Genomic DNA, 25,158 nt, shown 5'->3' on the forward strand with positions numbered 1-25,158 from the left:
GATCTCCTGGGCAGGCAATTACCTCATCAATCCGTGGGACGACGACGGACTCGTCGACATCAAGCAGTGGCCGCGGTTCCGCGCCTACCTGGAGCAGAACGGAGATCGGGTCAAGGCTCGCCACACGGCCGCGAAGGCGCCCGATCGCTGGTGGAAGACGATCGATCGAATGACTCCCGGGCTCCGCACCACGCCGAAGCTGCTGCTGCCGGAGATGAAGGCGTCGGCTCACCCGGTGCTAGACGAAGGCCACTATTACCCGCACCACAACCTGTACTACGTCACGTCATCCGGCTGGGACCTCGAAGTGCTCGGCGGGCTGATGCTCTCCGACGTGGCAAACCTGTTCATCGGCGCCTACTGCGTGAAGATGCGCGGAGGCACCTACCGGTTCCAGGCGCAATACCTCCGCCGGATCCGCGTGCCCGATCCCGCCAGTCTTCGACCGGCGGATTGCAAGGCGCTGGTGACGGCGTTCGGACACCGCGACGTTGAGGCGGCGACCGGCGTCGCCTGCCGGGCCTACGGCGTCGACCGTCACGTGCTGTCCACCGGCCGCCGTGCAGAGGTCGCGTAGCCCGTGACAACTATGGACGAGCTCTGGGATGCGTTCGGCGAGGTCCTCGCGGCGCGACCTGCGACCTCACCATGGGTCCACGATGGCGATGGCAGCAGGACGTTCGACCCCGACTTCGACGCCCTCGCCTCGCTGATCTCCATCCCGATCGAGGCTGGAAGCGAGTCGCAGACCGGCCGGCTGGCGAAGGCGATCGACGCCTGGACGGCGAACGAGCTTCGTCGAGCGGGCTTCGACGAGGACGAGGTTTGGCCCCGGCTGACGAAGCCGCGGGTTCTGCCTCGCGATCTCGCTCTCTACCTGCGCGGGTTGCCGACGAAGGAGCGGGCGGCAGCGGAGGCGCGCGTGCTCGCCAACAAGACGGTGGCCCCGTCGGATGCGCGGGTGCTCGGCCGGGCCTACGTCAAGCAGGTCGATGTGCTGATCGCTCAGTGGTCGCGGGGGCCCGAGCTCCTGGTGTCGACCAAGAGCATGGTCTCCTCGTTCCGGAACAACCTGCCGAATCGATTCGAGGAGTCCTACGGCGACGCAAAGAACCTTCGCGGCCGTTATCCACTCGTTTCAATGGGCTTCCTGATGCTGATGCGATCCACCGTGGCAGACGAGCCGGGAACGCTGGAGCGAGTCACCGACATGCTGAGAAAGCTCCGCGACGACCAGGACGTGTACGACGCCACCTGCCTCGTCCTCGCCGAGTGGACTGATCACCCTGACTACGGCGGCGTCGTGATTTGCCAGGACCTCGTGCCGATCGACCTGGCTGCCGGTGGGTTTCTCGGCCGACTTGTGGACGCGGTGGTGGACCGCACTCCGATCGACATGCATGTTCCAGTTCGGGAGCTCCGCGAGCATCGAGAGCTTGATGTCGAGGAAGATACGTAGAAGGCCGCGGCGGATCGGAGATCGGGTCAGGTCGAGGCCAAGGTCGAGCGACTCAAGGAGAATCCCTTATGGCCGAAGGTAAGGTCCCCTACGTCACAGCTTCGGGCAACGTCACGAAGGTGCTGGAGAAGATCCAGCCAGCGGCGACGCCTGAGCGGTTTACTCACGACTTCCTCTCAACCAAGCTCAGCATGACCGGTGGCAGCGCCCGGCCCGTCATTCCGTTCTTGAAGCGGACGGGCTTTCTAGGAAGCGACGGCGCTCCCACAGAGCGGTACAAACAGTTTCGGTCGTCGACGAAACGCGGCATGGCCGCGGCTGACGCGCTCCGTCAGGGGTACAAGGCCCTCTACGAAGTGAACGAGTACGCACACGACCTCGACGACAAGAAGCTCAAGGACCTGATCATTCAGGTGACAGGGGCGGAGACTGGGAGCTCGACGGTTGGTGCGATCCTCGGCTCGTTCCGCGCTCTGCAGGCCTTCGCGAGCTTCGACGCGGTTCGCAGCGACGATGAAACTCCGGAGGATGGCGGTGACGATGGACTCGCCGACGGTGAGCCCCCCGCTGCTGGCAACGAGATTCGGCTCCCATCGGGTCTGAGCGTCGGCTACACGATCAATCTCCACCTGCCGTCGACCTCGGATGTGGCGGTCTTCAATGCGATATTCAAGAGCCTCCGCGAGAACCTCCTGCAGTGAAGGTGACGCCTTCCGAGCACGTGCTCAAGCTGTTCTTCCTGTCGAATCAGCTGGTCGAGCATGAGCTCGACCGCGTCGAGAGGGAGTTCGCCGTGGACCTTCGCAGGTCGCATGTGCAGACCGTCGCAACCGACGAGGACTACTACCCACAACTCGACCATGCCTTGCGCGCCGAGGCAGCCGAGATGGCCCCTCATTACGAGACCTTCTATGCGCTCGAGAACTCCATCCGAGGGATCGTCGCTGAGTCGCTTGAAGGCGATGGGGGCGAGGCCTGGTGGGATGTAGGACGGATTCCACCAAACATCAAGTCCGAGGCCGAGGCTCGGCATCAACGTGAAGTCGATACGGGTATGACTCCCCGCAGCGTCGACCTGATTGACTACACCACCTTTGGGGAGCTCGGCGAGATCATCAAGACGAACTGGGATCTGTTCGGCGCGCTCTTCTCGAGCAAGAAGGCGGTGGAGAAAGTGATCTCTAGTCTCAACTCCCTTCGAGGACCGATTGCTCACTGCAGCGGTCTCGCTGAGGATGAGGTGGTCCGACTTCGCCTCACCGTCCGTGACTGGTTCCGGCTGATGGAGTAGATCGTCGGCCGACGCCCATCCTCAGGTCGACGCGATGGACCGACCGACTCCGAGTTGACGTGGGGTGAGGGTCGCAGTCCCCCCTCCGACACGCAGTTCCGGGAGCCATCCCGGTGGTGGGGGTCAAAGTTGACTCCCCGGGTCGAGCCCCGCTCCGAGTGCCAATGAGGCCCTCGACGACAGCCGCCGCCAGGCACCGCTGACGGTGCGGTGGCGGCGTCGCCGCGCCCGGATCCGGCCGCGATTGCCACGCCGGGGTGGTTGCAGACGGTCGATCCGATGGCCGTCTCCAACCGCACCCGCACCGCACAGCACCGTCACCGTCGCGTCGCCGCGAAGGAGGCGACGGTGGCGCCCCTGGTACCCGACAACCGTCCGCTCGCCGAGGCCTTCGCGCTGCCCGTCGCCCCGGCGATGGCCGCCCCCGACTGGGTGCTCGACGTCGTGACCCTCGATGAGGACGGCCGGGTCAACCTCGGCGACGCCGCCCACCTCCACGGTTGGGATGAGCGCACCGCCCTCGTCGTCGAACAGTCCGGGGCGTGGCTGCGGGTCACTCAAGCGGCTCGCGATGTCCCGGGAGCGGCGCGTCTCGGGGCTCGTCACCGGTTCCCGGTCCCGCTTGTGTGGCGTCGACTGCAGGGCCTGGTGGTCGGCGACCGGATGTGCGTGACCACCGCCGTCGGCGACGACGCGTGCCGTTGGGCGAGCGCCTCAGCATCACGCGCGTGGGATACGCATGGTGATAATCTGGGTTATCGAAATGGGGCAGTCATGACTGGAGAGGCGGTGAAGCAGGAATTGGCGGCCGTCGCGCGGTGCCGACGGTCGCTCGACCGCGCCTCCAGAGGTGAACGGCTGGCGCGCGCGAGGCTCGAAGCTGCGATGGTGCGGGCAGCCGTGGCAGGGGCTTCCCAACGTGAGATCGCCGCCAAGGCCTCCGTCTCCCAGCCCTACGTCCACCGGGTGGTGACCGAACGTGCAGGTCGATTCGTTCCTCGCAGCGACCTCGGCTTCCTGCTCGCCGCCAACCGGGTCACGATCCGGCGGGTGCTCGATCGGCAGGGCATCCGGGAGGCGTCGGTGTTCGGAAGCGTGGCGCGTGGCGAGGACGGGCCCGGTAGTGACATCGATCTGGCGGTGGAGATCCCCGAGGACATGGGGCTGATCGCCTTGGCGAAGGTCGAGCGTGAGCTGACGGCACTTCTGGATGTGGGTGTCGAACTGGTCCCAACGCGCCTCATGAAGCTCGACGTTTGGAGCGCTGCGGCCACGGACCTGGTTCCGCTGTGAGGAGATCAGACCTCGAGCACGTGGCGGCGGCGCGAGAGCACCTCGCCGCCCTCCGCCGCCACCTGGAGCGAGGTGATCTCTCCGACGACACGATCTTCGACGCGGTGTGCATGCGCTTGTCGGCCGCGATCGAGAGCGTCGCCATGGTCGATGAGTCCCGTCGAGCCACGAACGACCCTCGAACACCACGTCCCACCTAGACGTTCGCGACCTACACCTAATGAGAGCCATCCCGGGCCCGATCGACAGGCGCCTGGCGCCGGGTAGGCAACTACTGGACGGCGTTTGTCGGCTACAACGTCAGCCTCGCCCGCGCCCTGCCCGAGCCGTTCCTCTGGGCCCTGCACACCATCCTCGGCGGCCGATTCCCCTGATCGCCGTCAGCCCGAGGGCCCGCGGTCGGCGAAGGCCGCGGCGGAGTCGGCCACCTCGACCTGGCCGATCGACCGCGCGACGCGCTCGGCCTCGGCGGCGAGCCCGGCGGCGCGGTCGGCGTCGCCGGGGCCGTTGCGGGCCGCCAGCAGACGGGCCCACCAAAGGCGGGTGCGCGTGGCGAGCGCGGGCGCACCGAAGGACTCCTCGAGCTCCAGGGCGGCGGCGAAGCGGGCGTCGGCGGCGTCGAGCTCGCCCAGGAGCAGCTCGGTCATGGCGAGGTAGCGGTCCACCGCACCCAGGCAGTGCACGCCCCACGCCATCACCTGGAGCTGACCGGAGTAGGGCAGCAAGAGTGGGTGCAGCTCGGCGGCGGCCGACCGGTCGCCGAGCAGGGCGCACGTGTCGGTGAGGTCGACCAGGCTGGCGCTGAAGAGGAGGTCGCGCGGCACGGCGGCGAGGCCGCCCGCCGTCAGCCACCGGAGGAGCCCCCGCGCCTCGTCGTGCTCGCCCGACGCGACCAGGGCACGGGCGAGCAGCGTCTGGAGGGCGACGAGGTCGGGGGTGCCCGCCACGGCGTCGCGCACGATGGGAACGAGGCCGGCGGCCTGGCCGCGCTCCAGGCCGATCCGAAAGGCGAGCCCCGCCCAGGAGTTCTGGAAGTTGACGTCGTGGGGCGCCATTTCCAGCAGCACAGCGGCCCGCTCCTCGGCGTCATCGAAACGGCCCTCGGCCAGCGCCAGCATCGCCTGCCACATCGCGGTCATGGTCTTCGGGAGCCGCCCGACTCCGGGGCGTCCGGCGACGTCGAGGCAGTCGGCGACTGCCTGGTCTGCCGCGGCCCGGTCACCGGCCTGGACGGCGAGGACCACCTCTATCCGGCTCCGAGGGAAGGCGTTGAAGACCTGGACGGCCTCGGGGGCACGCCTCTCGACCTCGAGCATGTGATCGAGCACGGCCCGTTGGGCGGCGAGGCCGGGCGTGCCCTGGAGGACGCTGGCGTGCACGAAGACGGCGCTCAGTACGTCATCGGGTGGGGCCGCGTCCGAGAGCATCTCGACGGCCTCGGCGGCGTCGGCGGCGGCGACCGCGCCCAGGTTCTGATTCACCGCCCGGTACAGGGCGCGGGCCGACAGCAGCGTCGCGCGCAGGAGGCGCTCGTCGCTGCCCAGCGCCTCGATCGCCTCGGTCAGGAGGTCGCCGACGACCGGGTCGGGCACGCCGGCCTGGGCCCAACTGGCCCGGATGAGCACGGCCCGGGAAAGGCTGGGAGCGTCGCCGGCTTCGCGGGCGAGGGCGATCGCTTCGTCGGCGATGGCCTTCGCGCGGTCGACGTCGCCCGCGTACTGCGCCGCGGTCGCAAGGCCGCGCAGGACGTCGGCCCGCAGTGCCGGGGAGGGGTCGTCCACCAGCTCGAGCGCGGCCATCGCACGCTGGCCGATGGCCGTCCCCTCCTCGAAGGCGAGGTGAAGCCAGCTCTCGTCCATCGCCTGCATGGCCCACGAGATCGCCAGCTTGGCCGACTCCGCAGTGATGCCGGCGCAGAGGTGGTGGGCCACGAGCGCGGGCGGCACCCCCGGGCGAGCCGCCAGTGCCTCGCCGACCCGGCGGTGCAGGCGGGCCTGGCGCGCCGCGGTCAGCTCGGCCAGCAGCGTCTGGCGCACGAGGGAGTGGGAGAAGACGAAGCGGCCCGCCGGGCCGGACTCGTCCACGAGGCGCGCGGCGACGGCCTCCTCCACGGCGTCGAGCAGGTGGTCGGGCTCGCCGGCGTCGGGCACGGCCTCGAGTGTCTCCAGGTCGAACTCGCGCCCGACGACGGCGGCCGTGGCGAGCGCCCGGTTGGCAGCGTCGGACAGGCGCGACAGGCGCCGGCCGACGACCTCCCGCACGCCCTCGGGGATCCCCATGGCGGCGACGGCCCCCGTGGCGGTCCAGGTGCCGCCGACCTGCGCGAGGGCGCCCACCTCGACGAGGTGGTGCAGCACGTGCTCCACGAAGAACGGGTTGCCCTCGGTCTCGCGGTGGATGGCCTCGGCCAGCTCGGCGCCCCGCTCGCCCAGGGCCTCCCCAGCGGCGGCGTCGAGGTACGCGGCGGTCCCCTCGACGGTGAGCCCCGTGAGCGAGAGGCGCACGACTCCCGGGGCGCGGCGCAGGTCGGCGAGCACGCCGGCGAGTGGGTGGGTCCGGTCGAGGTCGGTGTCCCGGTATGTGGCGACGACGAGGACGGCGGCCGGGCGGGGGTCACGCACCAGGTGACGCAGCAGCAGGAGGGCGGGCGCGGCCCCCCAGTGGACGTCGTCGAGCACCAGCACCACGGGACGGTGGGCGGTCACGTCGACCAGCATCTGGCCCACCGCGTCGAACAGGCGCAGGCGCTCGCCCTCCGGGTCGGCGCCGACGCCGGTCGCGTCGATGACCGGCGCCTCACCGAGCTCGGGGAGGAGCCGGGCGAGATCGCTTCGGCGGGCCTTGCCGAGCGGTGCGCCGAGCTCGGTGCCGGGCGCGTGCCGCAGGGCCTCCTCGAAGGGCTGGTAGGCGGCCGCGACCTCCTCGTCGCAGCGACCCCACAGCACGGATGCGCCCTCGGCGTGGGCGGCGCGGGCCAGCTCGCCGACCAGGCGGGTCTTGCCCACCCCCGGCTCGCCAGCCAGAAGCAGGGTCCGGCGCTCACCCGCTGCGGCCTGCTTCCAGGCACCGAGGAGCTCGTCCAGCTCGGCGTCGCGGCCCACGAGGAACCCAGTACCGGCCTGCTCGGCCGCGGGCGGGAGGGGAGGCTGGTCGGGGTCGGCAGTCGGCGACCAGGCAAGCTCAACCACCGTGGTGGGAGCGTCGAAGCCCTTCAGGTGGCGCTCACCGAGGAGGGCGAAGGTGTGGTTCCCGCGGTCACCGACGAGCATCGGGACCAGCCCGGACAGCAGCACCTGGCCCCCCTCGGCGGCTCCGCAGAGCCGGGACGCCTCGATCACGGGCGGCCCGTACCAGTCGCCGTCCTCGGGCGTGGCCTCACCGCACGCCACGCCGACCCGGACCGCCGGGCTACGGGGGTCGCGCCGGCGCAGTCGGGTGACGGCTTGCTGGACGGCGCCGGCGCACGCCACGGCGTCGGCTGCACTGACGAACGTGGCGAGCACGCCGTCGCCGGTGGACTTCACCTCCTCGCCGTGGTGGGCACCCAGGGCGTCGCGCACGGCGGCGAGATGTGTCCGGCGGATCTCGTCGTATCCCTCTGCGCCGTGGCGCAGCAACTCGGTCGACCCAACGAGGTCGGTCACGAGCACGGTGATCGTCGTCGTCGCACCGGGCACGGCCGCCCTTCCCGAAATCCTCAGCAGCTCAGCGTAGCGCTCCACCTGGTGACGGCGCCCCGCTGACATGGTCTGAATCTCCCCCGGTGCGTAAGCGGTGGGGACGATCCTCTACCCGGGTTCGACGACGACCCAGCCCCGACGTTGCAGCTCCGCAGCGAGCATCTCGGCGGGGAGCTTGCGCAGGACGCGCTCGTTGTTGGTCAGCCGGGGCGCCGGTGGGGGCTGCGTGCCCTCGCCATCGCCCGACTCGGCCTCCCGGAGCAGCTGGTCGATGAACGCCGTCGCCTCGTCGGTGGTGAACTTCCCTCCGGCCTGGCGCTGGGTGAAGCCCATCGGGCCCCGGGCGTCACGGAAGTCCACGTGGCCGGCCTCCTGGAGGAGGCCGAGCAGCTCCTTGATCTGCCGGGCCGAGGCCGGAGGCCCCGATTGCTGGCCGAAGGCCACGGCGGAGCCTCAGCGCCCCGAGCGGCGGCGTGGCGGCTGCTGACCGGCGCGGGCGGCGAGCTCGGCACGGGTCCGGGCGGGGGCGTTGGCGCCCCCACGACCGCCGCCGCCGGAGCGACCCCCGCGCTTGGGCGCGCCGCTCGTGGCCGTCGTGCTCTTGGTGCGGGCGCTTCGCCGGCCGCTGTTCCCGCGAGGCTGGCGGACCGGCTCGTCGACGACCACCGGGGGGGTGACGTAGGGGGCCGGAGGGCCGACGAGCTCGCCGATCTCGGCGGCTCCCGGTTGGACCGTGACGGTGCTGGGGCGGATCCCCGCCTGCTTGGCGAGGTTGCGCACGTCGCGGGCCTGGTCGGGCATGGCCAGGGTGATGACGGTGCCCCCCGCCCCGGCTCGTGCCGTGCGACCCGAGCGGTGGAGGTACGCCTTGTGCTCGGTCGGCGGGTCGACGTGGACCACGAGGGCGATGTCGTCGACGTGGATGCCGCGGGCGGCGATGTCGGTGGCGACGAGCACGCGGGCGCTCCCGTCGGTGAACGCCGCCAGGTTCTGCTCGCGCTTGCGCTGGCTGAGGTTGCCGTGGAGGTCGACGGCCGGGATGCCGGCAGCCGTGAGCTGCTTGGCCAGCTTCTTGGCGGTGTGCTTGGTCCGCATGAACAGCAGGCTGCGCTCGTGGCCGGCGGCGAGCTCGTGGACCACCTTGGGCTTGTCGGCGGCGCTGACCGAGAAGACGTGGTGGGTCATCGTCGACACCGGGGCGACCACGGGGTCGACCGAGTGGGTGGTGGGCTCGTGCAGGTAGCGGCGGACGAGCACGTCGACACCGTTGTCGAGGGTGGCCGAGAACAGCATCCGCTGCCCGTTGCCGGGGGTCTGGTCGAGGATGCGCTTCACGCACGGGAGGAACCCGAGGTCGGCCATGTGGTCGGCCTCGTCGAGGACGGTGATCTCGACGGCCGAGAGGTCGCAGTGACCCTGGCCGATGAGGTCCTCCAGGCGGCCGGGACAGGCGATGAGGATGTCGACTCCGCGTGCGAGCGCCTTGACCTGGGGGTTCTGGCCGACACCACCGAAGACGACCGTGGAGGTCAGCCGGGCGGCGTTGGCGAGCGGCGCGACGACGGCGAGCACCTGGTTGGCCAGCTCGCGGGTGGGCACGAGCACGAGGGCGCGGGGCTGGCGGGCCCGGCGGGACCCACCGGTCAGGCGGCTCACCATCGGGAGGCTGAAGGCCAGGGTCTTGCCGCTGCCCGTGCGACCACGGCCGAGGACGTCGCGTCCGGCGAGGGTGTCGGGCAACGTGGCCACCTGGATGGGGAAGGGCGACTCGATCCCCTGACGCACCAGCTCGGCGACGAGCGGGGTCGGGACGCCCAGGCTGGCGAAGGTGGCGTCGGGGTCGAGCACGACCGGAGGGGTGGGTGTCGCGGTGGCGCGGGGCCGGCCGGGGGCGGAGTGGCGGTCGGTCGCGGGCCGCGACGGGCGACCGGCATGGTCGGGGCGGCGCCGGCGGCGCGGTCGGTCAGGCGTGGTCATGGAGGGTTCCTTCTGCGTGTGTGGGGTCAGGGTGCACGCACCGTGTGCGACACCCGAGCGCCGGCACCAAGGCAGAAGCTCGTTCTCGATCGTACCGGGAGGGTGGTCAGAACTCGCGATCAGGTCATCAGGCAGGATGCAGGGCGTGGACATCGTTCGGGAACCTGCCCGCGACGTGCCGGTGGTCGCCCGGCCCGACGTGCTGGTCGTGGGTGGGGGCGCAGCGGGCATCGCCGCCGCCACCGCGGCCGCCCGCCGGGGGGCGGACACCATGTTGGTGGAGGGCTCCGGCTTCCTGGGCGGCCTGGCGAGCCTCGGCCTCATCAACCTGCTGCTCACCATGGACGACGGCGCCGGCACCCAGGTGGTGGCCGGCATCTGCCAGGAGGTGGTGGACCGGCTGGAGGCGGGAGGCCACGCCCGCTTCCCGTCGGCAGAGGAGTGGAACCGTGACGATCCCGCCCTCGTCGACCACTGGCGCCGGTGGGGCCTGGTCTGGGGCGCCCCGCCGGAGGCCGTGCGCTACTCGGTGGCCTTCGACCCCGAGGCGTTCATCGACGTGGCCCACGACCTGCTCGGCCAGGGGCAGGTCCGCCTGCGCCTGCACACCTGGTTCGCCGACGTCCTGCTCGACGGGGGCGGGCGGATCGACGCCGTGCTGGTGGAGTCGAAGGCCGGTCGCGAGGCCATCTGTCCGTCGGTGGTGGTCGACGCCACCGGCGACGGGGATGTCTTCGTGGCTGCCGGCGCCGAGCACGAGCGTGTCGCCACGCCGGCCCACCTCTGGTTCCGCGTCGGCGGCGTCGACATGGACGAGGCGGAGCGGGAGCCTGGGCTCTGGTTCCGCACCACCGGGGCGGGGCGGGTCCTCGTCCCCTGGGGTCCGGGCGAGGGCCGGGTCGACGCATGCGACCCGGATCAGGTGACCGAGGCGCTCGTCACCGGACGGGTGTCCGGCCGGGCCGCCTTCGAATCCCTGCGGGCCGGTGCGCCCGGGTTCGCCGATTCCTGGCTCGACGACCACGCCCGGCTCCTCGGGGTGACCGAGAGCCGGCGGCTCGTGGGCCACCACGTGCTGACCAAGGAGGAGGGTGACGTCCGCTTTGCCGACTCGGTCGCCCAGACCGGGCACTGGACCCGGCGAAAGGTCGTCTACGACGTGCCCTACCGCTGCCTGCGGACGCCGGTGTCGTCGAACCTCCTGGTGGCGGGGCGCTGCATCTCGACCACGCGCTACGTCCATCAGGCCACCAAGGAGATCCCGGCGGCGATGGCGACGGGGGAGGCCGCCGGTGTCGCCGCGGCGCTGGCCGCTCCCGGCGGAGACGTGCACGCCGTCGACGTGGACGCCCTGCGGGCCGACCTGCGCGCCGGCGGGGCGATCATCGGCGGCGACGGCGTGGGCCGTTGAGGTGGTCGGTCAGCTCCGCTGGCTCGGGTCGTTGAAGACCACGGTGACGCGCTCGTAGCCGAGGGAGCGCAGCATCGTCTCCAGCATCTCCCGGGTGTTCTGCTCTGCCCGCTCGCGGAGGCCCGACTGACGTGCCGCCTCGGCCAGCTCGTCGGCTGCGAGCAGGTACAGCTCCCGCTCCGAGGTCGGGCTGTCGGAGAGGACCGAGCCGATCCGGTCGAGAGCGCCGCGTTCACGGTTGATGACGAAGCTGCGTTCGGGCTCGATCACGGGATCGGCCAGCTCCGCGGCGGGCAGGGTGATGCGCACCGTTCGGCCGTCCTCGCTGACCTCGATGGCGTCCTCGTCGAGCCCGGAGAAGTCGACCCCGGCCGCGACGTTGCCCCCCGCCAGGAAGGTGGTGCGCTCGCCCCGGATGAAGGTCGGGACGAAGCGGGTGCGGTCCTCGACGTCGACGATGACCTGGAACTGGCCCGTTGCCGCCCGGTACTCGCTCAGGTCCCCGATCGCCTCCAGGAGCGAGGGTTGGGTGCGGTCGACCCGCTCCGAGCGAAAGGGGTTGCTGATGGAAGGAAACATTCCGACCACCCAGCCGGCGGCGACGAGCACCATCACCGCCACGAGGGCGAGGCTGACCACTCGGCTGAGGACGGGGCGGCGGCGGGAGGAGTCTTCTCTCACGGAGACCCCCTACCCAGCTTCGGGACGTCGCGACCGCCCCGGGAGGTGCGAAGGGCGGTGACCCTCGGCGCCACCGGGAGGACCTTGGACTCTGATCGCTCGGGGGCGCCGAGCGGATGATGGCGACATGGACCTCGACAGGAACGGTCGCGAAGTGCCCGGTCGGGACGAGTGCATGCGTCTCCTGGGCACCGCCACCGTGGGGCGGGTCGCCATCACGTCGCGTGCCCTCCCGACGGTCGTGCCGGTCAGCTTCTTCATCGACGGTGACCGGATCGTCGTGCGGGCCTGTGAGGGCGGTGAGCTCGAGGCAGCCACGGCCGAGGCCGTCGTCGCCTTCGAGGCCGACGACCTCGACCCCAGCGGCGAGCGGGGTTGGAGCGTGGTGGTCATCGGTGTCGCCCGGCCGATCTGCGATGCCGCCGAGCTGCTGGCGCTGCGAGCCACCCCGGTCGGCCGGTGGATGCTCGACGGGAGCGCTCGGATCATCGAGATCTCGACGGATCTCGTCACGGGCCGCAGGATGGTGCCGGCGATGACCGACGTCTACCTCGGCTGACGTCGTTGGCCGGCGGGCCCGGAGGAGCGATGCGACCAGGTGGCGGTGGATCGGTGAGCGACGACGGGTCCTCTGTCGACGTCTCGCCCGCGGTCGCCGAGACCCACTCCGGGGTCGTCTTCCTGCTCGGCGACCGGGCCTACAAGCTCAAGAAACCGCTCGACCTCGGATTCCTCGACTTCACGACCCGTGAGGCCCGCCAGGCTGTCTGTCGCCGAGAGGTCGAGCTGAACCGGCGTCTGGCCCCCGACGTGTACCTGGGGGTGGCCGACGTCACGGGCACGTCGGGCGAGCTCTGCGACCACCTGGTGGTGATGCGTCGCATGCCGTCCAGCCGTCGCCTGTCGACGCTCGTGACGGCCGGGGTCGATGTGGACGACCAGGTCGATGCCGTGGCACGGACGATGGCGTCGTTCCACGGTCGGGCCGAACGGTGTCCAGCTGCCGATGCCGCGGCCGCAGCGGCGGCGGCGGCCGGCCGCTGGGCGGCGAACACTGCGGTGCTGCGGAAGGAGGCTGGCCGCCTGGTCCCCGCGGAAGACGTCGAGCGGGTGGACGCCCTCGCGGCGAGGTACCTCGCCGGCCGGAGTGAGCTGTTCGAGCAACGGGTCCTGGCCGGTCGGGCGTGCGACGGCCACGGCGACCTGCTGGCCGACGACATCTTCTGCCTCGACGACGGCCCGCGGATCCTCGACTGCATCGAGTTCGACGACGAGCTCCGGTACGGCGATGGCCTCGCCGATGTCGCCTTCCTGGCCATGGACCTCGAGCACCTCGGTCGGCCGGACCTCGGTACGCGCCTCCTCGAGGTGTATCGGGCCGCCGCCGGTGACGAGTGGCCGGCGTCGCTCGCTCACCACCACATCGCCTACCGGGCACAGGTCCGCGCCAAGGTGGCGACGATCCGGGCCGGCCAGGGTGGCGAGGGCGCGGGGGAGGAGGCAGAGCGGCGCCTGACCCTGGCGCGTCGACACCTCGAGGCGGCCCGAGTGCGACTCGTCCTGGTCGGTGGCCTGCCGGGCACCGGCAAGTCAACCCTTGCTGCCGGGATCGGGCGTGCCCTCGGCGCCGTGGTGCTGCGGACCGACGAGGTCAGAAAGGAGCTCGCCGGCCTGCCCGCTACCCAGCCCGCCGGCGCCGCTTACGGCGAGGGGATCTACCGGGCCGAGCACACCGCCGCGGCGTACCGGGAGGCGCTGGCCCGTGCCGGCTCGGCCCTACGCTCCGGCGAGACCGTGGTGCTCGACGCGTCGTGGTCGCAGGCGCGCCACCGCGGGTGGGCGCGGGAGACGGGCGCCGGCACGAACAGCGACGTCGTCGAGCTGCGCTGTGACGCCCCGGTCGAGGTGACCTCCGCCCGCCTCCTGGCGAGGGCCCGGCAGGGAGGCGACGCCTCCGATGCCGATCCAGCCATCGGGGCGGCGATGGCATCGGACCGCGACCCGTGGCCGGAGGCGACGACGGTGGACACCGCCGCCGATCCCCGAGCGGCGCTCGACCTCGCCCTGGCCGCCGTCTCCTCGTTGCAGTAGACGAGCTTCGACCCACGGCTGCCTCAGGAGGCGTGCGCAGCGACGCCGTCGGTCCCCACGGGTGCCGACGGCTCGGCCACGAGGAGGATCGGGACGCTGACGGCACGGGAGAGCTTCGCCGCCACGCTGCCGAGCAGCGCCTTGGAGAGCCCGGCGCCCCTGGCCCCGGCCACGAGCAGGTCGTAGCCGTTGTCGATGGCGTAGCCGGTGAGGGCGTCGGCCACCCGCCCGTTGAGGACGATCGCCTCCGTGACCGGCATCGGGGACTGGCTCATCGCCCGCTCGAGCGAGCGTCGGGCCCCGAGGTTCTCGGACTCCCACTGGGGACCGCCGCCGGCGGCGTCGTAGTCGATCACCGCGGCGAGGGTGAGCCGGCCGATGCGGTCGTCGAGCATGTCGACCACCCGGCGCAGGGCTGCCTCGCTGTGGGTCGAGCCGTCGCAGCCCACCAGGACGTCGACCCTTCCGCCACCCATCGCCCCCGGAGATGCGACCAGCTGGACTCCGTACTGGCCTTCGCCGTGGGCGGCATCGACGGCGAGCGCGATCGCGAAGGGGCCGAAGCCGAGGCCGAGGCCGAGCCACGGGACCAGGCTGTGGCCGCGGCGGCGCATGGCCAGCGCCAGGACGACGCCGGTGGCGAACCAGAGCACGAGGAAGACCAGGAGCGTCGTCATGGCCCCATCATCGTCCTGGCGCGGTGGGTGCCGGCAGGGTCTTTGGTCGTCATCGGAAGGGACTGCGCGCCCCATTGGGGCTCGTGACCTTCGACTCTGGCCGCGCCCCACCAGGGGCCGCATCCTCAGGGTGTGTCAGATCTCCAGGAGGCAATGCGATGATCAGCGGATTCCTCGTCCCACTCGACGGCTCCACGCGAGCCGAGGCCGCGCTCGGTCCGGCCGGTGCGCTGGCCCGACGGCGAGGCGTCAAGGTCGAGCTGTTGACGGTGGTCCCGTCAGATGACGACCGTCAGGCACTCGAGGAGTACCTGAGCGAGGTGGGGGAGCGCACGTCCCTGCCGTTGGCGGGGAGGGAGGTGGTGGTCGGTGGCGACCCCGCCGAGGTGATCCTGCAGCGCGCTGAGGGGGTGCCGGGAACGATCGTCTGCATGGGGACCCACGGGCACGGCATGGTCCGACGTCTCTTCCTGGGCACCGTGAGCGAAGTGGTGGTGCGGGGGGCCGATCGGCACGTGCTGCTGGTGGGGCCCCGTTGCGCCGAGCGCCTCACCTTCGGCCGGGTGACGGCTTGCCTCGACGGCTCATCCCTCGCCGAGCGGGTGCTGGCGCCCGCCGCCGAGTGGGCCGAAGCCCTCGGTGTTCCCCTGTGGCTGGTCCAGGCGACCGGCGGTGAGATGCCCACCAGCCGGGGGGACCTCGTGGAGAGCGCCTACCTCCAGCGCACTGCCCGGCAGGTGGAGGCCGAGGGCAAGGTTGACGTCGAGTGGGACGTGCTGCACGGGACCGACCCCGCAACGGTGATCACGGACCACGTGTCGGGGTCGCCCGGCTCGCTCGTCGCGCTGACCACCCACGGTCGCTCCGGCATCCAGCGCGCCGTGCTGGGCAGTGTGGCCATGCAGGTGGCCCACGACGCGACCTCACCCCTCCTCGTGCTCCACCCACGGGACTGAGAGGCCGCACCGCCGGCTGGGCGCCCCTGATCGCGCCGAAGTCAGACGCCGAGCCGTCGCCCGGTGACCATCTCGGTCGAGATGGCGATGATGCGTTCGTCGTCGCCCGGGGCCCAGCGCGGGATCGGTGTCGTCGCCAGGTCCTCCAGCTCGGCCGGGTCGTCGATGACCCGTGCCATGCCGGTGACGACGACGCTCCAACCCGAGTGGTCGAAGGGATCGAAGTCGTCGACCTCGAAGGCGACGACGGTGTTCCTGGAGGCGGCTTCGAGCTTGGTGCCGTAGCCGGTCCGCACGAGGATCCGGTCGACGTCGAGGAAGAAGTTCACGGGGAGGACGACCGGCAGTGCACCCGAGGTGAGGCCGATGCGCCCGAGGCGGGCTCCGGCGAGCAGGCGCAGGCACTCGTCGCGCTCGAGCACCGTGAGGCTGTTCCGGTCGAGGTCCACGGCGGGAAGCATCGGCGACCGGTCGCTCGCCGACCAGGGCCGAAGGTCCCTTTCCGGGCCCCGGCGCCGCGGCACGCGTGCGCGAGGAGGACCAGGTGCGCGACGATGAGACGGATCCAGCCCGGTGTCTCTAGGGTCTGCGATGAACCACGTCCGAGGGGGCCTGCAGTGACCACGACCGATCCGACGCCCAGCTGGGCCGACGACTACGACATCTTCGATCCGCGCTACGTCTCCGACCCGTTCCCGATCTGGGACGAGCTCCGCCAGGAGTGTCCGGTGCCGCACACCGAGCGCTGGGGTGGGTCCTGGATGCCGACCCGCTACGAGGACGTCTCCGCCGTGGCCCACGACACAGACCACTTCTCCTCGCGGGAGGTCCTGGTGACGCCGCCGCCCGAGTACGACGGGGGCGAGGGTGAGGAGATGATGCTGGCGCTCGGCGGCGACGTGTCCGCCCCGCCGATCACCTCCGACCCGCCCGAGCACCAGTGGGCCCGGCGCCTCATCCTGCCGATGTTCGCCCCCAAGGCGGTCGAGAAGTACGAGCCGATCACCCGGGACCTGTGTCGCAGCCTGGTGGAGGAGATGCTCCCGGCCGGCCGGGGCGACGCGGCGGTCGGGTACTCGCAGCAGATCCCGGTCCGGATCATCGCCAAGATGCTCGGCATCCCCGACTCCATGTCGGACACCTTCACCACCTGGGTGCGGGGAGCGCTCGAGATCGGTGCCACCGACCCCGCAGTGCGCCAGCAGGCGTTCAAGGAGATCATCACCTACCTCTTCGAGGAGCTCGGCAAGCGCAAGGAGCACCCTGGCGACGACATCATCTCCGAGCTGCTCGCCGCCGAGGTCGACGGCGAGCCCGTGCCCGACTTCCACATCCTCGGCACCGGCATGCTCATCTTGATCGCCGGGATCGACACGACCTGGTCGGCCATCGGTTCGGCCCTGTGGCACCTCGCCACACACCCCGAGGACCGCCGTCGCCTGGTTGCCGAGCCCGAGATCATGCCGCTCGCGGTCGAGGAGCTGCTGCGGGCGTACTCGCCGGTCACCATGGCCCGCGTCGTCAAGCAGGACGCCGAGGTCAACGGCTGCCCGATGAAGGAGGGCGAGCGGGTGCTCCTGTCGTTCCCCTCGGCCAACCGCGACCCGGAGGTCTTCGAGCGGGCCGACGAGGTCATCCTCGACCGGGCCAAGAACCGTCACATCGCCTTCGGCGCCGGCATCCACCGCTGTGCAGGCTCGAACCTCGCCCGCATGGAGCTCCGGGTGGCCATCGAGGAGTGGCTCCGCGTGGTCCCCGAGTTCTCCCTCGAGGAGGGCCGGGAGGTCACCTGGGCCGGCGGCCAGGTGCGCGGCCCCCGCTCCCTCCCGGTGGTGTTCTCATGAAGGTGCGCGTGATCGACGACAAGTGCCAGGGCCACGGCCGTTGCTACTCGCTCGCCCCCGACCTGTTCGAGAGCGACGACATCGGCAACGCCGTGGTCCGCGGCGACGGCACCGTCGCCCCGGGCAGGGAGGACGACGCCCGCCTCGCAGCCGACAACTGCCCCGAGTTCGCCATCGAGATCGACGAGTCCTGAGGCGCCGGCCCGCCGGCACGGGTTCCTGGCGCGTGCCGGTGGCGCGCCCGGTTTCCTTCAGTTTCGACCATCGGTGCCGATGAGAAGACGGTGGGTGACCTGTCCGAAGAGCTCCGGGCCCGGGTGGACCTCACCTCCGACGTCCCGGCACCCGGTCGTCTCGGCCAGATCGCCCGCCGCCTCGAGAGCCGGCTCCTGCAGCGGCTCCCCGCCGCCGTGGTCCTCGTCGACGACCAAGGCGTCGTCGTCTACTGGAACGACGAGGCCGGACGGATGTACGGGCGTCCTGCGGCCGATGCGCTCGGCCGGCCCGTCGTCGAGCTCGACATCGGCCCCAGCGGGACCCCCGAGGCGGCAGCCATCGTGCGCACCGTGTTCAGGACCGGTCGGTGGGAGGGCGACTACGAGGCGCGCCGCGTCGACGGGTCCGTCGTGCCGGTGCACGCCACCCTCGAACGCATCGACGACGACGAGATCGACTTCCACGGCGTCGTCGGCGCGTCGGTGGACATCAGTGAGCGCCGCCAGCTCGAGCAGCACCTGGCCTTCCAGGCGCTGCACGATGAGCTGACGGGTCTGCCCAACCGTCGGATCTTCGTCGAGCACCTCGAGAACGCCCTCTCCCGGAGCGCCGGCACAGGCCGCCGGACGGCGGTGATGTTCATCGACCTCGACGACTTCCGATCCATCAACGAGCGGATGGGCCACGAGGTCGGCGACGAGGTCCTCCGTGCCGCGGGCGCTCTCATCTCCGCGGTCCTGCGCGCGGGCGACATCGTGGCCCGCTTCGGTGGGGACGAGTTCGTCGTCTGCTACAACGACCTCGAGGATGCCGCCGAGGCCTACGCCGCCAGCGAGCGGATCCTGAAGGTGCTGTCAGCGCCGTTCCGGGTCGACGGGGTCGAGCTCGTGGTGTCGGCCACCGTGGGCGTCGCCCTCTCCCAGGGCGATTCGCGAGCCGAGGGGCTCGTCCGCAACGCCGATTCTGCCATGTGCGCGGCCAAGCTCGAAGGCAAGGGGCGGGTCGAGCTCTTCGACCACGCCGTGCAGGAGGAGTCCCGGCGCTGGCACGGCCGGGTCGTGGAGCTCAAGCGTGCCATCACCGGCGGCGAGATCGAGGCCCACTTCCAGCCGGAGATCGCTCTCGACACCGGGGAGATCGTGGGCTTCGAGGCCCTCGCCCGTTGGGCCCACCCGGCGGAGGGCATGGTGCAGCCCGACGACTTCATCGCCACCGCCGAGGAGAGCGGTCTCATCAGCGCGATCACCGAGGTGGTCATGGCAGCTGCGTGTCAGCTGGTGACGGCCTGCCTCGAGCTCGCCCCGGAGCGCTTCCTCACCGTCGCCGTGAACGTCTCGCCACGCCAGCTCTCCGATCCGGACCTCCCCGGACTCGTGCGCTCGGCCATCGAGGCGGCCGACATCCCGGCGGGGAGGATCTGCCTGGAGGTGACGGAGTCGGCCCTCGCCAACGCCAACGCCGACGCCGCCGCCGCTGCCCTCCGGCAGCTCAAGGGGATCGGCGTGCAGATCGCCATCGACGACTTCGGGACCGGATACTCCTCCCTGAGCCGGCTCCACCGCTTCCCGCTCGACTACCTGAAGATCGACCGGAGCTTCATCGCCGGGATGACCCACCGCCCCGAGGACGGGGTGATCGCCTCAGCGGTCCTCGGGCTGGCCCACACCTTGGGGCTCCAGACGATCGCCGAGGGGATCGAGGACGAGGAGCAGGTCCGCCGGCTCGTCGCCATGGGCTGCAAAATCGGCCAGGGCTACCTCTGGAGCCGGCCGCTACCGCTGCCCGAGGCCATTGCGCTGATCACGGGTGGCCAGTCGCCCGCCCCGTCGAACGAGGCCGAAACCACCCCATGGCCGGTGGCGGGGGCGGAGGAGGTGGCCGACGCCACCGATGACGTAACGACCGTCCTCGCCCAGATGGCCCACGAGATGGCCGGACCGCTGACCGTCATCACCGGTCACGCTGAGCTGATCACCTCCGTGGACGACGCCGAGCTGCACGCGCTGTCGGGCGCCGCCATCCTGCGTGCCGCCCGGCGGGCGACGGCCGCACTCGACCACGTGCGCGACGTCGCCGCGCTCGATGCGGGGACGCTGCGGATCAGCCAAGCACCCGTGGGGATCCGCGAGGTGGTCGACGACGCCCAGGCCTCGCTGGAGCTGCCCGACGGCCTGGTTGCGGTCGACCTTCCTGATGCCACCGTCGACGGTGACGCCGACCGCTTGGTCTCGGTGTTCGCCAACCTCTTCTCCAACGCGCTCAAGCACACGCCGGCGGGTACGGCGGTGCGGGTCCACGGCACCGTCGGGCCGGAGACCCTCAGCGTGCACGTGGTCGACGACGGGCCCGGTGTCCCGGCCGAGCTCAGCGGCCTGATCTTCCGGAAGTTCGGCCGGGCCCACCGGCGGACCAAGGGGACCGGCCTCGGGCTCTACCTCGCCCGGGGCATCGTTCGGGCCCACGGTGGCGAGCTCTCGCACCGCCCTGCACCCGGTGGAGGTTCCGACTTCGTGGTGGAGCTCCCGCTCTCGCGCCACGATCGCTGAGGGGGCCGCGGCACCATCCCCCAGAGTCGGGAGTCCGATCCGACGGAATGGATGGGACATCGGGCCGGCGGTTGGGCATGCTGGCGGCATGGCGAACGGAGGACAACGACCGCGCGCGCTCGTGCGCACCGCGCCCTACCTCCGGCCCTATGCCCCCCACATGGTCGTGGTGGTGGTGACGTCGATGATCTCCTCCGCCTCGATGATCGCCCTTCCGCTCATCGTGAAGGTGGTGATCGACGGGCCGTTGCAGGACGGCGACCGCGGCGCGGTCGTGCGCTGGTCGACCCTCGCCGCGGGGCTGGCGGTGGCAGAGATGTTCCTCGCGTTCGTGCGACGAACGCTGCTGGCCATCATCTCCACCGGGATCGAAACCCGACTCCGCGACGACCTCTACGCCCAGCTGCAACGCCTCGACGTCGGCTTCCACGACCGGTGGCAGTCGGGCCAGCTCCTCTCCCGGGCCATGACCGACCTGGCGATCATCCGCCGCTTCGTGGGCTTCGGCGCGGTGTTCTTCGTCCTCATCACCATCCAGGTGGTGGCGATCTTCGTCGTCCTCATGACGCTCCACGTGCCGCTGGCGCTGCTGACCTTCGCGGCGGCGGTGCCGGTGCTGGTGCTGTGCCGGCGCTTCGAGCGGGACTACCACGCGGTGGTCCGCCGCATCCAGGACCAGACCGGCGACCTCACCACCTCGATCGAGGAGGGGGCCCGTGGGCTTCGGGTGCTGAAGGCCTTCGGCCGTTGGCGTGAGGCGCACGCCGCCTACACCGAGCGCTGCCAGGAGATCCACGACACCCAGATCGAGCGCATCCGGCTCCACACCAAGTTCGTGTGGCTGCTCGGGATCGTCCCCAACCTCACCCTCACGGGGATCCTGCTGGCGGGCGTCTTGGCGGTCGGGTCCGGCGGCCTCAGCCTCGGGGGTCTCGTGGCCTTCGTCTCCTACGTCCTCATGTTGACCTTCCCCCTCGAGCTCCTGGCGTGGATCATGGCCATGGCAGGCGAGGCGGAGAGCGCTGCGGTGCGCGTCTACGAGGTGTTCGACACCGAGCCGGCCGTGGCCGACGCCCCCGGTGCCGAGGACCTCGACGTGGTGCGAGGGACGGTGCGCTTCGAGGGAGTGGGGTTCCGGTACCCCGAGAGCGAGCGCACGGCTCTGGCCGGCATCGATCTCGAGGTGGCGCCCGGGGAGACCATCGCGGTCGTGGGGGCCACGGGGTGCGGCAAGACGACGCTCGTCACGCTCCTGACCCGGCTCCACGACCCGACCTCGGGTCGGATCACCCTCGACGGCCACGACCTGCGCGACCTCACCATCCGCAGCCTGCGCCGCAGCGTGGGCGTCGCCTTCGAGGAGCCGACGCTGTTCTCCGCCTCGGTCCGGGAGAACCTGCTGATGGGCCAGCCCGATGCCAGCGAGGAGGACGTCCTCGCTGCCCTGGAGGTGGCCCAGGCCGGCTTCGCCCTCGACCTCCCGTGGGGGCTCGACACCCGGATCGGCGAGCAGGGGCTGTCGCTCTCGGGTGGCCAGCGCCAGCGCCTGGCCCTGGCCCGGGCGATCATCGGACGCCCGCCGGTCCTCGTCCTCGACGACCCGCTGTCGGCCCTCGACGTCCACACCGAGGGCCTGGTCCAGGCTGCCCTGCGGCCCCTGCTCGCCCAGAGCACGGTCTTCCTCGTGGTGCACCGGCCCTCGACGGTGGCCCTGGCCGACCGGTCGATCCTGCTCGACGACGGCCGGCTCGTGGCGGTGGGGGACCACCACGACCTGCTGCAGCGGGAGCCGCGCTACCGGGCCGTCCTGAGCGAGGCAGCCGAGGACCTGGAGGCGACGGCGTGAGCGGGCAGGGGAGCGACCAGCTGGGCTGGGGCACCGGCGAGCCCGACGAGGTGCACGAGGTCGCGCCCGACGCGCCCCTCGACCTCACCGGCGACGAGGCGGTCGACGCCTGGCGCGGCGTGAAGGTCGACGATGTCGAGGAGGTCACCGGTGGCCTGGCCGGCCTGCTGCGCAGCCGCAGCCGAGCCCTCCTCACCGACCTCGTCCGCCCGCACCGCCGCGCCCTGGTGATCTCGTCGGCCCTCATCGCCCTCAGCATCCTCTGCCAGCTCGCCCTCCCGTGGCTGATCCAGCGTGGGATCGACGACGGGCTCCCGCCGCTGCTGCCCGGTGGTGACGGCAGCCTCCGCCCTCTCCTGATCGTCGTGGCCGGGATCGGCCTCGCCACCGTGGTCGGTGCAGTCGCGTTCAACGGGTTCCTGCTCATGCTCGGACGGGTCGGCCAGGACGTGGTGCTGGAGATCCGCCTGCGCCTCTTCGCCCACTTCCAGCGCCTGAGCATCTCGTTCCACGAGCGCTACACCTCGGGTCGCGTCATCTCGCGACAGACCTCCGACGTGGAGGCGATCGCCGACCTCCTCGGTCACGGACTGATCAACCTCATCTCCTCGGGGCTGCTCATGGTCGGGATCGGGGTTGCCCTCCTCCTGCTCGACCTCCAGCTGGCGCTCGTGATCATCGCCGCCTTCCCGGTCCTCATCGCCCTCACCCGCTGGTTCCGCAGCCACGCCGAGCGGGCCTACCGGGAGACCCGCGAGGCGGTCGCCTTGGTCATCGTCCACTTCGTGGAGAGCCTGGGCGGGATCCAGGCGGTGCACGCCTTCCGCCGGGAGCCCCGCAACCAGGAGATCTTCGAGCACCTCGACGACCGGTACCGGGCGGCCAACCTCTGGAGCCAGCGCCTGGGGGCGCTCTACGGGCCCGGTGTGCAGGGCATCGGGCGCCTCATGACCGCCTTGGTCCTCCTCTACGGCAGCTTCCGGGTGCTCGACGGCGACGTCACTGTCGGCGTCCTCGCTGCCTTCCTCCTCTACGTCCGGCGCTTCTTCGCGCCCATGGAGGAGCTGAGCCAGTTCTACAACCTCTTCCAGGCGGCGTCGGCTGCCCTCGAGAAGCTCTCGGGCGTCCTCGACGAGGCGCCAGGGGTGCCCGAGCCCACCCTCCCGGTGCCGCTGGCGCATGCGGCCGGCGAGATCCGCTTCGAGGGAGTCCGCTTCGCCTACCGCGACGCCACCGTGCTCCCCGACCTCGACCTCGAGATCCCGGCTGGTCAGACAGTCGCGCTCGTGGGGGCCACCGGTGCGGGCAAGACCACCGTGGCGCGGTTGGCGGCGCGCTTCTGGGACCCCACCGGCGGGCGGGTCCTCCTCGACGGCCACGACCTGCGTGACCTCGCGGAGCACGACCTCCGCCGGGCGGTCGTCACGGTCACCCAGGAGGGCTTCTTGTTCTCCGGGACGGTGGCCGACAACATCCGCCTCGGACGCCCTGGCGCCAGCGACGACGAGGTCGTGGCCGCGGCGACGGCCATCGGCGCCTCGACCTTCATCGAGGTCCTGCCCGATGGCTACGCCAGCGACGTCCACCAGAAGGGCGCCAGGCTCTCCGCAGGCCAGCGCCAGCTCGTCTCGTTCGCTCGAGCGTTCCTCGCCGACCCGGCCGTGCTGATCCTCGACGAGGCGACCTCGTCGCTCGACGTGCCATCGGAGCGCCTCGTCCAGCACGCCCTGCGGACGCTGCTGCGAGACCGGACGGCGGTGATCATCGCCCACCGCCTCACGACGGTCGAGATCGCCGACCGGGTGGTCGTGCTCGACCAGGGGGAGGTCGTGGAGGACGGATCCCCGACCGAGCTGGTCGGTGGCGGCGGCCGGTACGCCGCCCTCCACCGGGCCTGGGCCGACAGCCTCGTCTAGGACTCGGGTGCGGCTGCTGAGGAGGAGTTGGCGATGACGACGCGGTCCCGCCCGTCGCGCTTGGCCTGGAAGAGGGCGCCGTCGGCCGCGGTGATCAGGTCGGGCAGCTCGTCGCCCCAGACGCCGGCGGCCACGCCGAAGCTGGCGGTGAAGCCGATGCTTCCCTGGTCGACCTGGGCGAGGGCGAGGGCCTCCCGGAGGCGCTCGGCCACGAACACCGCTCCGTCGGCATCACAGTCGGGCAGGACCAGGACGAACTCCTCGCCGCCGTAGCGGCACGCCAGGTCACCGGGTCGCAGCGACCTGGCGAGGACCGTCGAGAACTGGCGGAGGGAACGGTCCCCGGCGTCGTGACCGTGGGTGTCGTTGAGCCGCTTGAAGTGGTCGAGGTCGGCGATGACGACGGCGAAGCCGTGGCCCTCGTGGGTGAGCTCGCGGACGGCGTCCTCCAGGCTGCGACGGTTCAGGAGGCCGGTGAGGGGGTCGGTGGCGGCTTGGACCTCGGAGCGGGCGAGGGCCCGGATCATCCCGATGCGGGCGCCCGCCTGGTTGGCAATGGTCTCGAGGCCGATGATCGTCTCGGTGTCGGGGGGCCGGTCGGCGGGGCCGGTGGCGTGGAGGACCCCGACGGTGTTGCCGAGGATGGTCACCGGGACGCAGGCCGCCGCCCGGTCGCCCCCGGGTCGACCACGGAGGTGCGGGCAGGCGTCAAGCTCCTCGCCTGAGCCGAACACCAGGGTCTGGCCCCGGCGGACCGCAGCGCAGCCGTGGGGGGAGGTGACACCGCAGCCGGGGTTGCCACCTTCGGGGTGTGACGCAACCAGGTGCAGATGGGCGCGGGAGGAGTCGGCAAGGAGCAGCTCGGCGGGCGTGGTGGCGTTGACCACGCCGAACGCACGCGTGATGACGGCGAGCGCGTCGTCCTCGCCGTCGGCCATCTCGAGGGCCCGGTGCAGGCGGCCGTCGAGCTCTTGGCGGCGGGCCTCGGTGACGAGCTTCTCCTCGCGGGCGGCGGTCTCGGAGTCGGAGGCGGCGATGGAGCGCTGGAGGGGACGGCCGACGAATGCCATCTCCATCACCGCGAAGAGGGGGAGGAGGATGACGGCGATCACGACGACCCGGACGAAGAAGCTCTCGAGCCCCAGCAGCTCGGCCACCAGCGTGCCCGCCAGGTAGGCGAGGAGGGCGAACCACGACAGGAGGCGGGAGACCTCCACGACCTCCTTCCACGCCGGCCACGCTGCCCGTGCCCTCGCAACCCGCGCTCGCATCTT

General features: G+C 71.4%; 22 protein-coding genes. 15 read left to right on the forward strand and 7 right to left on the reverse strand.

The annotated features are described in order from the left end of the window. From VMN58_04290 to VMN58_04315, 6 genes are all read left to right on the forward strand, one after another. A partial coding sequence (locus VMN58_04290) for an SAM-dependent methyltransferase (protein ID HUF32412.1) occupies positions 1-577 on the forward strand: 577 nt, incomplete at its 5' end. Positions 578-589: 12 nt separating this feature from the next. Then, positions 590-1,459 (forward strand): hypothetical protein, encoded by an 870-nt coding sequence (locus VMN58_04295; protein HUF32413.1) that lies wholly within the window; start codon positions 590-592, stop codon positions 1,457-1,459. A 68-nt stretch (positions 1,460-1,527) separates the two neighbouring features. Next, a complete protein-coding gene (locus VMN58_04300) occupies positions 1,528-2,160 on the forward strand; it encodes a DUF5343 domain-containing protein (protein HUF32414.1) in 633 nt (210 codons plus the stop codon). Further along, on the forward strand, positions 2,157-2,750 hold the full coding sequence (locus tag VMN58_04305; protein ID HUF32415.1) for a Swt1 family HEPN domain-containing protein: 594 nt from the start codon (positions 2,157-2,159) through the stop codon (positions 2,748-2,750). Before VMN58_04300 ends, VMN58_04305 begins: the two co-directional genes overlap by 4 nt. Positions 2,751-2,960: 210 nt before the next feature. After that, on the forward strand, positions 2,961-4,043 hold the full coding sequence (locus VMN58_04310; GenBank protein HUF32416.1) for a nucleotidyltransferase domain-containing protein: 1,083 nt from the start codon (positions 2,961-2,963) through the stop codon (positions 4,041-4,043). Continuing rightward, positions 4,040-4,243 carry a hypothetical protein gene (locus tag VMN58_04315; protein ID HUF32417.1) on the forward strand — a complete coding sequence of 68 codons (204 nt, stop codon included), beginning with the start codon at positions 4,040-4,042 and terminating at the stop codon, positions 4,241-4,243. The genes VMN58_04310 and VMN58_04315 overlap by 4 nt, the downstream gene beginning before the upstream one ends. 180 nt (positions 4,244-4,423) lie before the next feature. On the opposite strand, the gene VMN58_04320 is transcribed toward VMN58_04315, so the two are convergent. The 3 genes from VMN58_04320 to VMN58_04330 form a co-directional block, all read right to left on the reverse strand. Then, on the reverse strand, positions 4,424-7,720 hold the full coding sequence (locus VMN58_04320) for an AAA family ATPase (GenBank protein HUF32418.1): 3,297 nt from the start codon (positions 7,718-7,720) through the stop codon (positions 4,424-4,426). Between the two features lie 111 nt (positions 7,721-7,831). Continuing rightward, on the reverse strand, positions 7,832-8,167 hold the full coding sequence (locus VMN58_04325) for a hypothetical protein (GenBank protein HUF32419.1): 336 nt from the start codon (positions 8,165-8,167) through the stop codon (positions 7,832-7,834). Between the two features lie 9 nt (positions 8,168-8,176). Further along, positions 8,177-9,700: a DEAD/DEAH box helicase gene (locus VMN58_04330; GenBank protein HUF32420.1), complete on the reverse strand. Its 1,524-nt coding sequence runs from the start codon at positions 9,698-9,700 to the stop codon at positions 8,177-8,179. Positions 9,701-9,845: 145 nt separating this feature from the next. On the opposite strand from VMN58_04330, the gene VMN58_04335 reads away from it, so the two are divergent. Continuing rightward, entirely contained in the window at positions 9,846-11,111 is a 1,266-nt protein-coding gene (locus VMN58_04335; GenBank protein ID HUF32421.1) for an FAD-dependent oxidoreductase, read from the forward strand. A 9-nt stretch (positions 11,112-11,120) separates the two neighbouring features. On the opposite strand, the gene VMN58_04340 is transcribed toward VMN58_04335, so the two are convergent. Further along, positions 11,121-11,792 (reverse strand): DUF4230 domain-containing protein, encoded by a 672-nt coding sequence (locus tag VMN58_04340; GenBank protein ID HUF32422.1) that lies wholly within the window; start codon positions 11,790-11,792, stop codon positions 11,121-11,123. Between the two features lie 127 nt (positions 11,793-11,919). Between VMN58_04340 and VMN58_04345 the strand changes: the two genes are divergently transcribed. Both VMN58_04345 and VMN58_04350 read left to right on the forward strand, forming a co-directional pair. Then, positions 11,920-12,351: a pyridoxamine 5'-phosphate oxidase family protein gene (locus VMN58_04345; GenBank protein ID HUF32423.1), complete on the forward strand. Its 432-nt coding sequence runs from the start codon at positions 11,920-11,922 to the stop codon at positions 12,349-12,351. 53 nt (positions 12,352-12,404) lie between these two features. Further along, entirely contained in the window at positions 12,405-13,883 is a 1,479-nt protein-coding gene (locus VMN58_04350) for an AAA family ATPase (GenBank protein HUF32424.1), read from the forward strand. Positions 13,884-13,906: 23 nt separating this feature from the next. Here VMN58_04350 and VMN58_04355 read toward each other — a convergent pair whose 3' ends face one another. After that, positions 13,907-14,560: a universal stress protein gene (locus tag VMN58_04355; GenBank protein ID HUF32425.1), complete on the reverse strand. Its 654-nt coding sequence runs from the start codon at positions 14,558-14,560 to the stop codon at positions 13,907-13,909. 158 nt (positions 14,561-14,718) lie between these two features. Here VMN58_04355 and VMN58_04360 point away from each other — a divergent pair, with 158 nt between their 5' ends. Further along, the gene (locus tag VMN58_04360; GenBank protein HUF32426.1) at positions 14,719-15,516 is read left to right on the forward strand and encodes a universal stress protein; all 798 of its coding nucleotides are present in this window, start codon (positions 14,719-14,721) and stop codon (positions 15,514-15,516) included. 41 nt (positions 15,517-15,557) lie between these two features. On the opposite strand, the gene VMN58_04365 is transcribed toward VMN58_04360, so the two are convergent. Then, positions 15,558-15,965, reverse strand: coding sequence for a pyridoxamine 5'-phosphate oxidase family protein (locus VMN58_04365; protein ID HUF32427.1), 408 nt, complete (start codon positions 15,963-15,965; stop codon positions 15,558-15,560). A gap of 168 nt (positions 15,966-16,133) precedes the next feature. Here VMN58_04365 and VMN58_04370 point away from each other — a divergent pair, with 168 nt between their 5' ends. The 5 genes from VMN58_04370 (at position 16,134) to VMN58_04390 (ending at position 23,884) form a co-directional block, all read left to right on the forward strand. Then, a complete protein-coding gene (locus tag VMN58_04370) occupies positions 16,134-17,360 on the forward strand; it encodes a cytochrome P450 (GenBank protein HUF32428.1) in 1,227 nt (408 codons plus the stop codon). Then, positions 17,357-17,554, forward strand: a complete 198-nt coding sequence (locus VMN58_04375; protein HUF32429.1) for a ferredoxin — start codon at positions 17,357-17,359, stop codon at positions 17,552-17,554. Before VMN58_04370 ends, VMN58_04375 begins: the two co-directional genes overlap by 4 nt. Before the next feature lie 90 nt (positions 17,555-17,644). Next, a complete protein-coding gene (locus VMN58_04380; GenBank protein HUF32430.1) occupies positions 17,645-20,122 on the forward strand; it encodes an EAL domain-containing protein in 2,478 nt (825 codons plus the stop codon). Between the two features lie 88 nt (positions 20,123-20,210). Further along, positions 20,211-21,968 (forward strand): ABC transporter ATP-binding protein, encoded by a 1,758-nt coding sequence (locus VMN58_04385; GenBank protein ID HUF32431.1) that lies wholly within the window; start codon positions 20,211-20,213, stop codon positions 21,966-21,968. After that, the gene (locus tag VMN58_04390) at positions 21,965-23,884 is read left to right on the forward strand and encodes an ABC transporter ATP-binding protein (protein HUF32432.1); all 1,920 of its coding nucleotides are present in this window, start codon (positions 21,965-21,967) and stop codon (positions 23,882-23,884) included. Before VMN58_04385 ends, VMN58_04390 begins: the two co-directional genes overlap by 4 nt. Here the strand turns inward: VMN58_04390 and VMN58_04395 are convergent. Beyond that, complete coding sequence (locus VMN58_04395; GenBank protein ID HUF32433.1) at positions 23,881-25,155, reverse strand: sensor domain-containing diguanylate cyclase; 1,275 nt, start codon at positions 25,153-25,155, stop codon at positions 23,881-23,883. The genes VMN58_04390 and VMN58_04395 overlap by 4 nt on opposite strands. Between the last annotated feature and the right edge of the window lie 3 nt (positions 25,156-25,158).

The organism is Acidimicrobiales bacterium, from assembly GCA_035512495.1.
Lineage (GTDB): Bacteria > Actinomycetota > Acidimicrobiia > Acidimicrobiales > CADCSY01 > DATKDW01.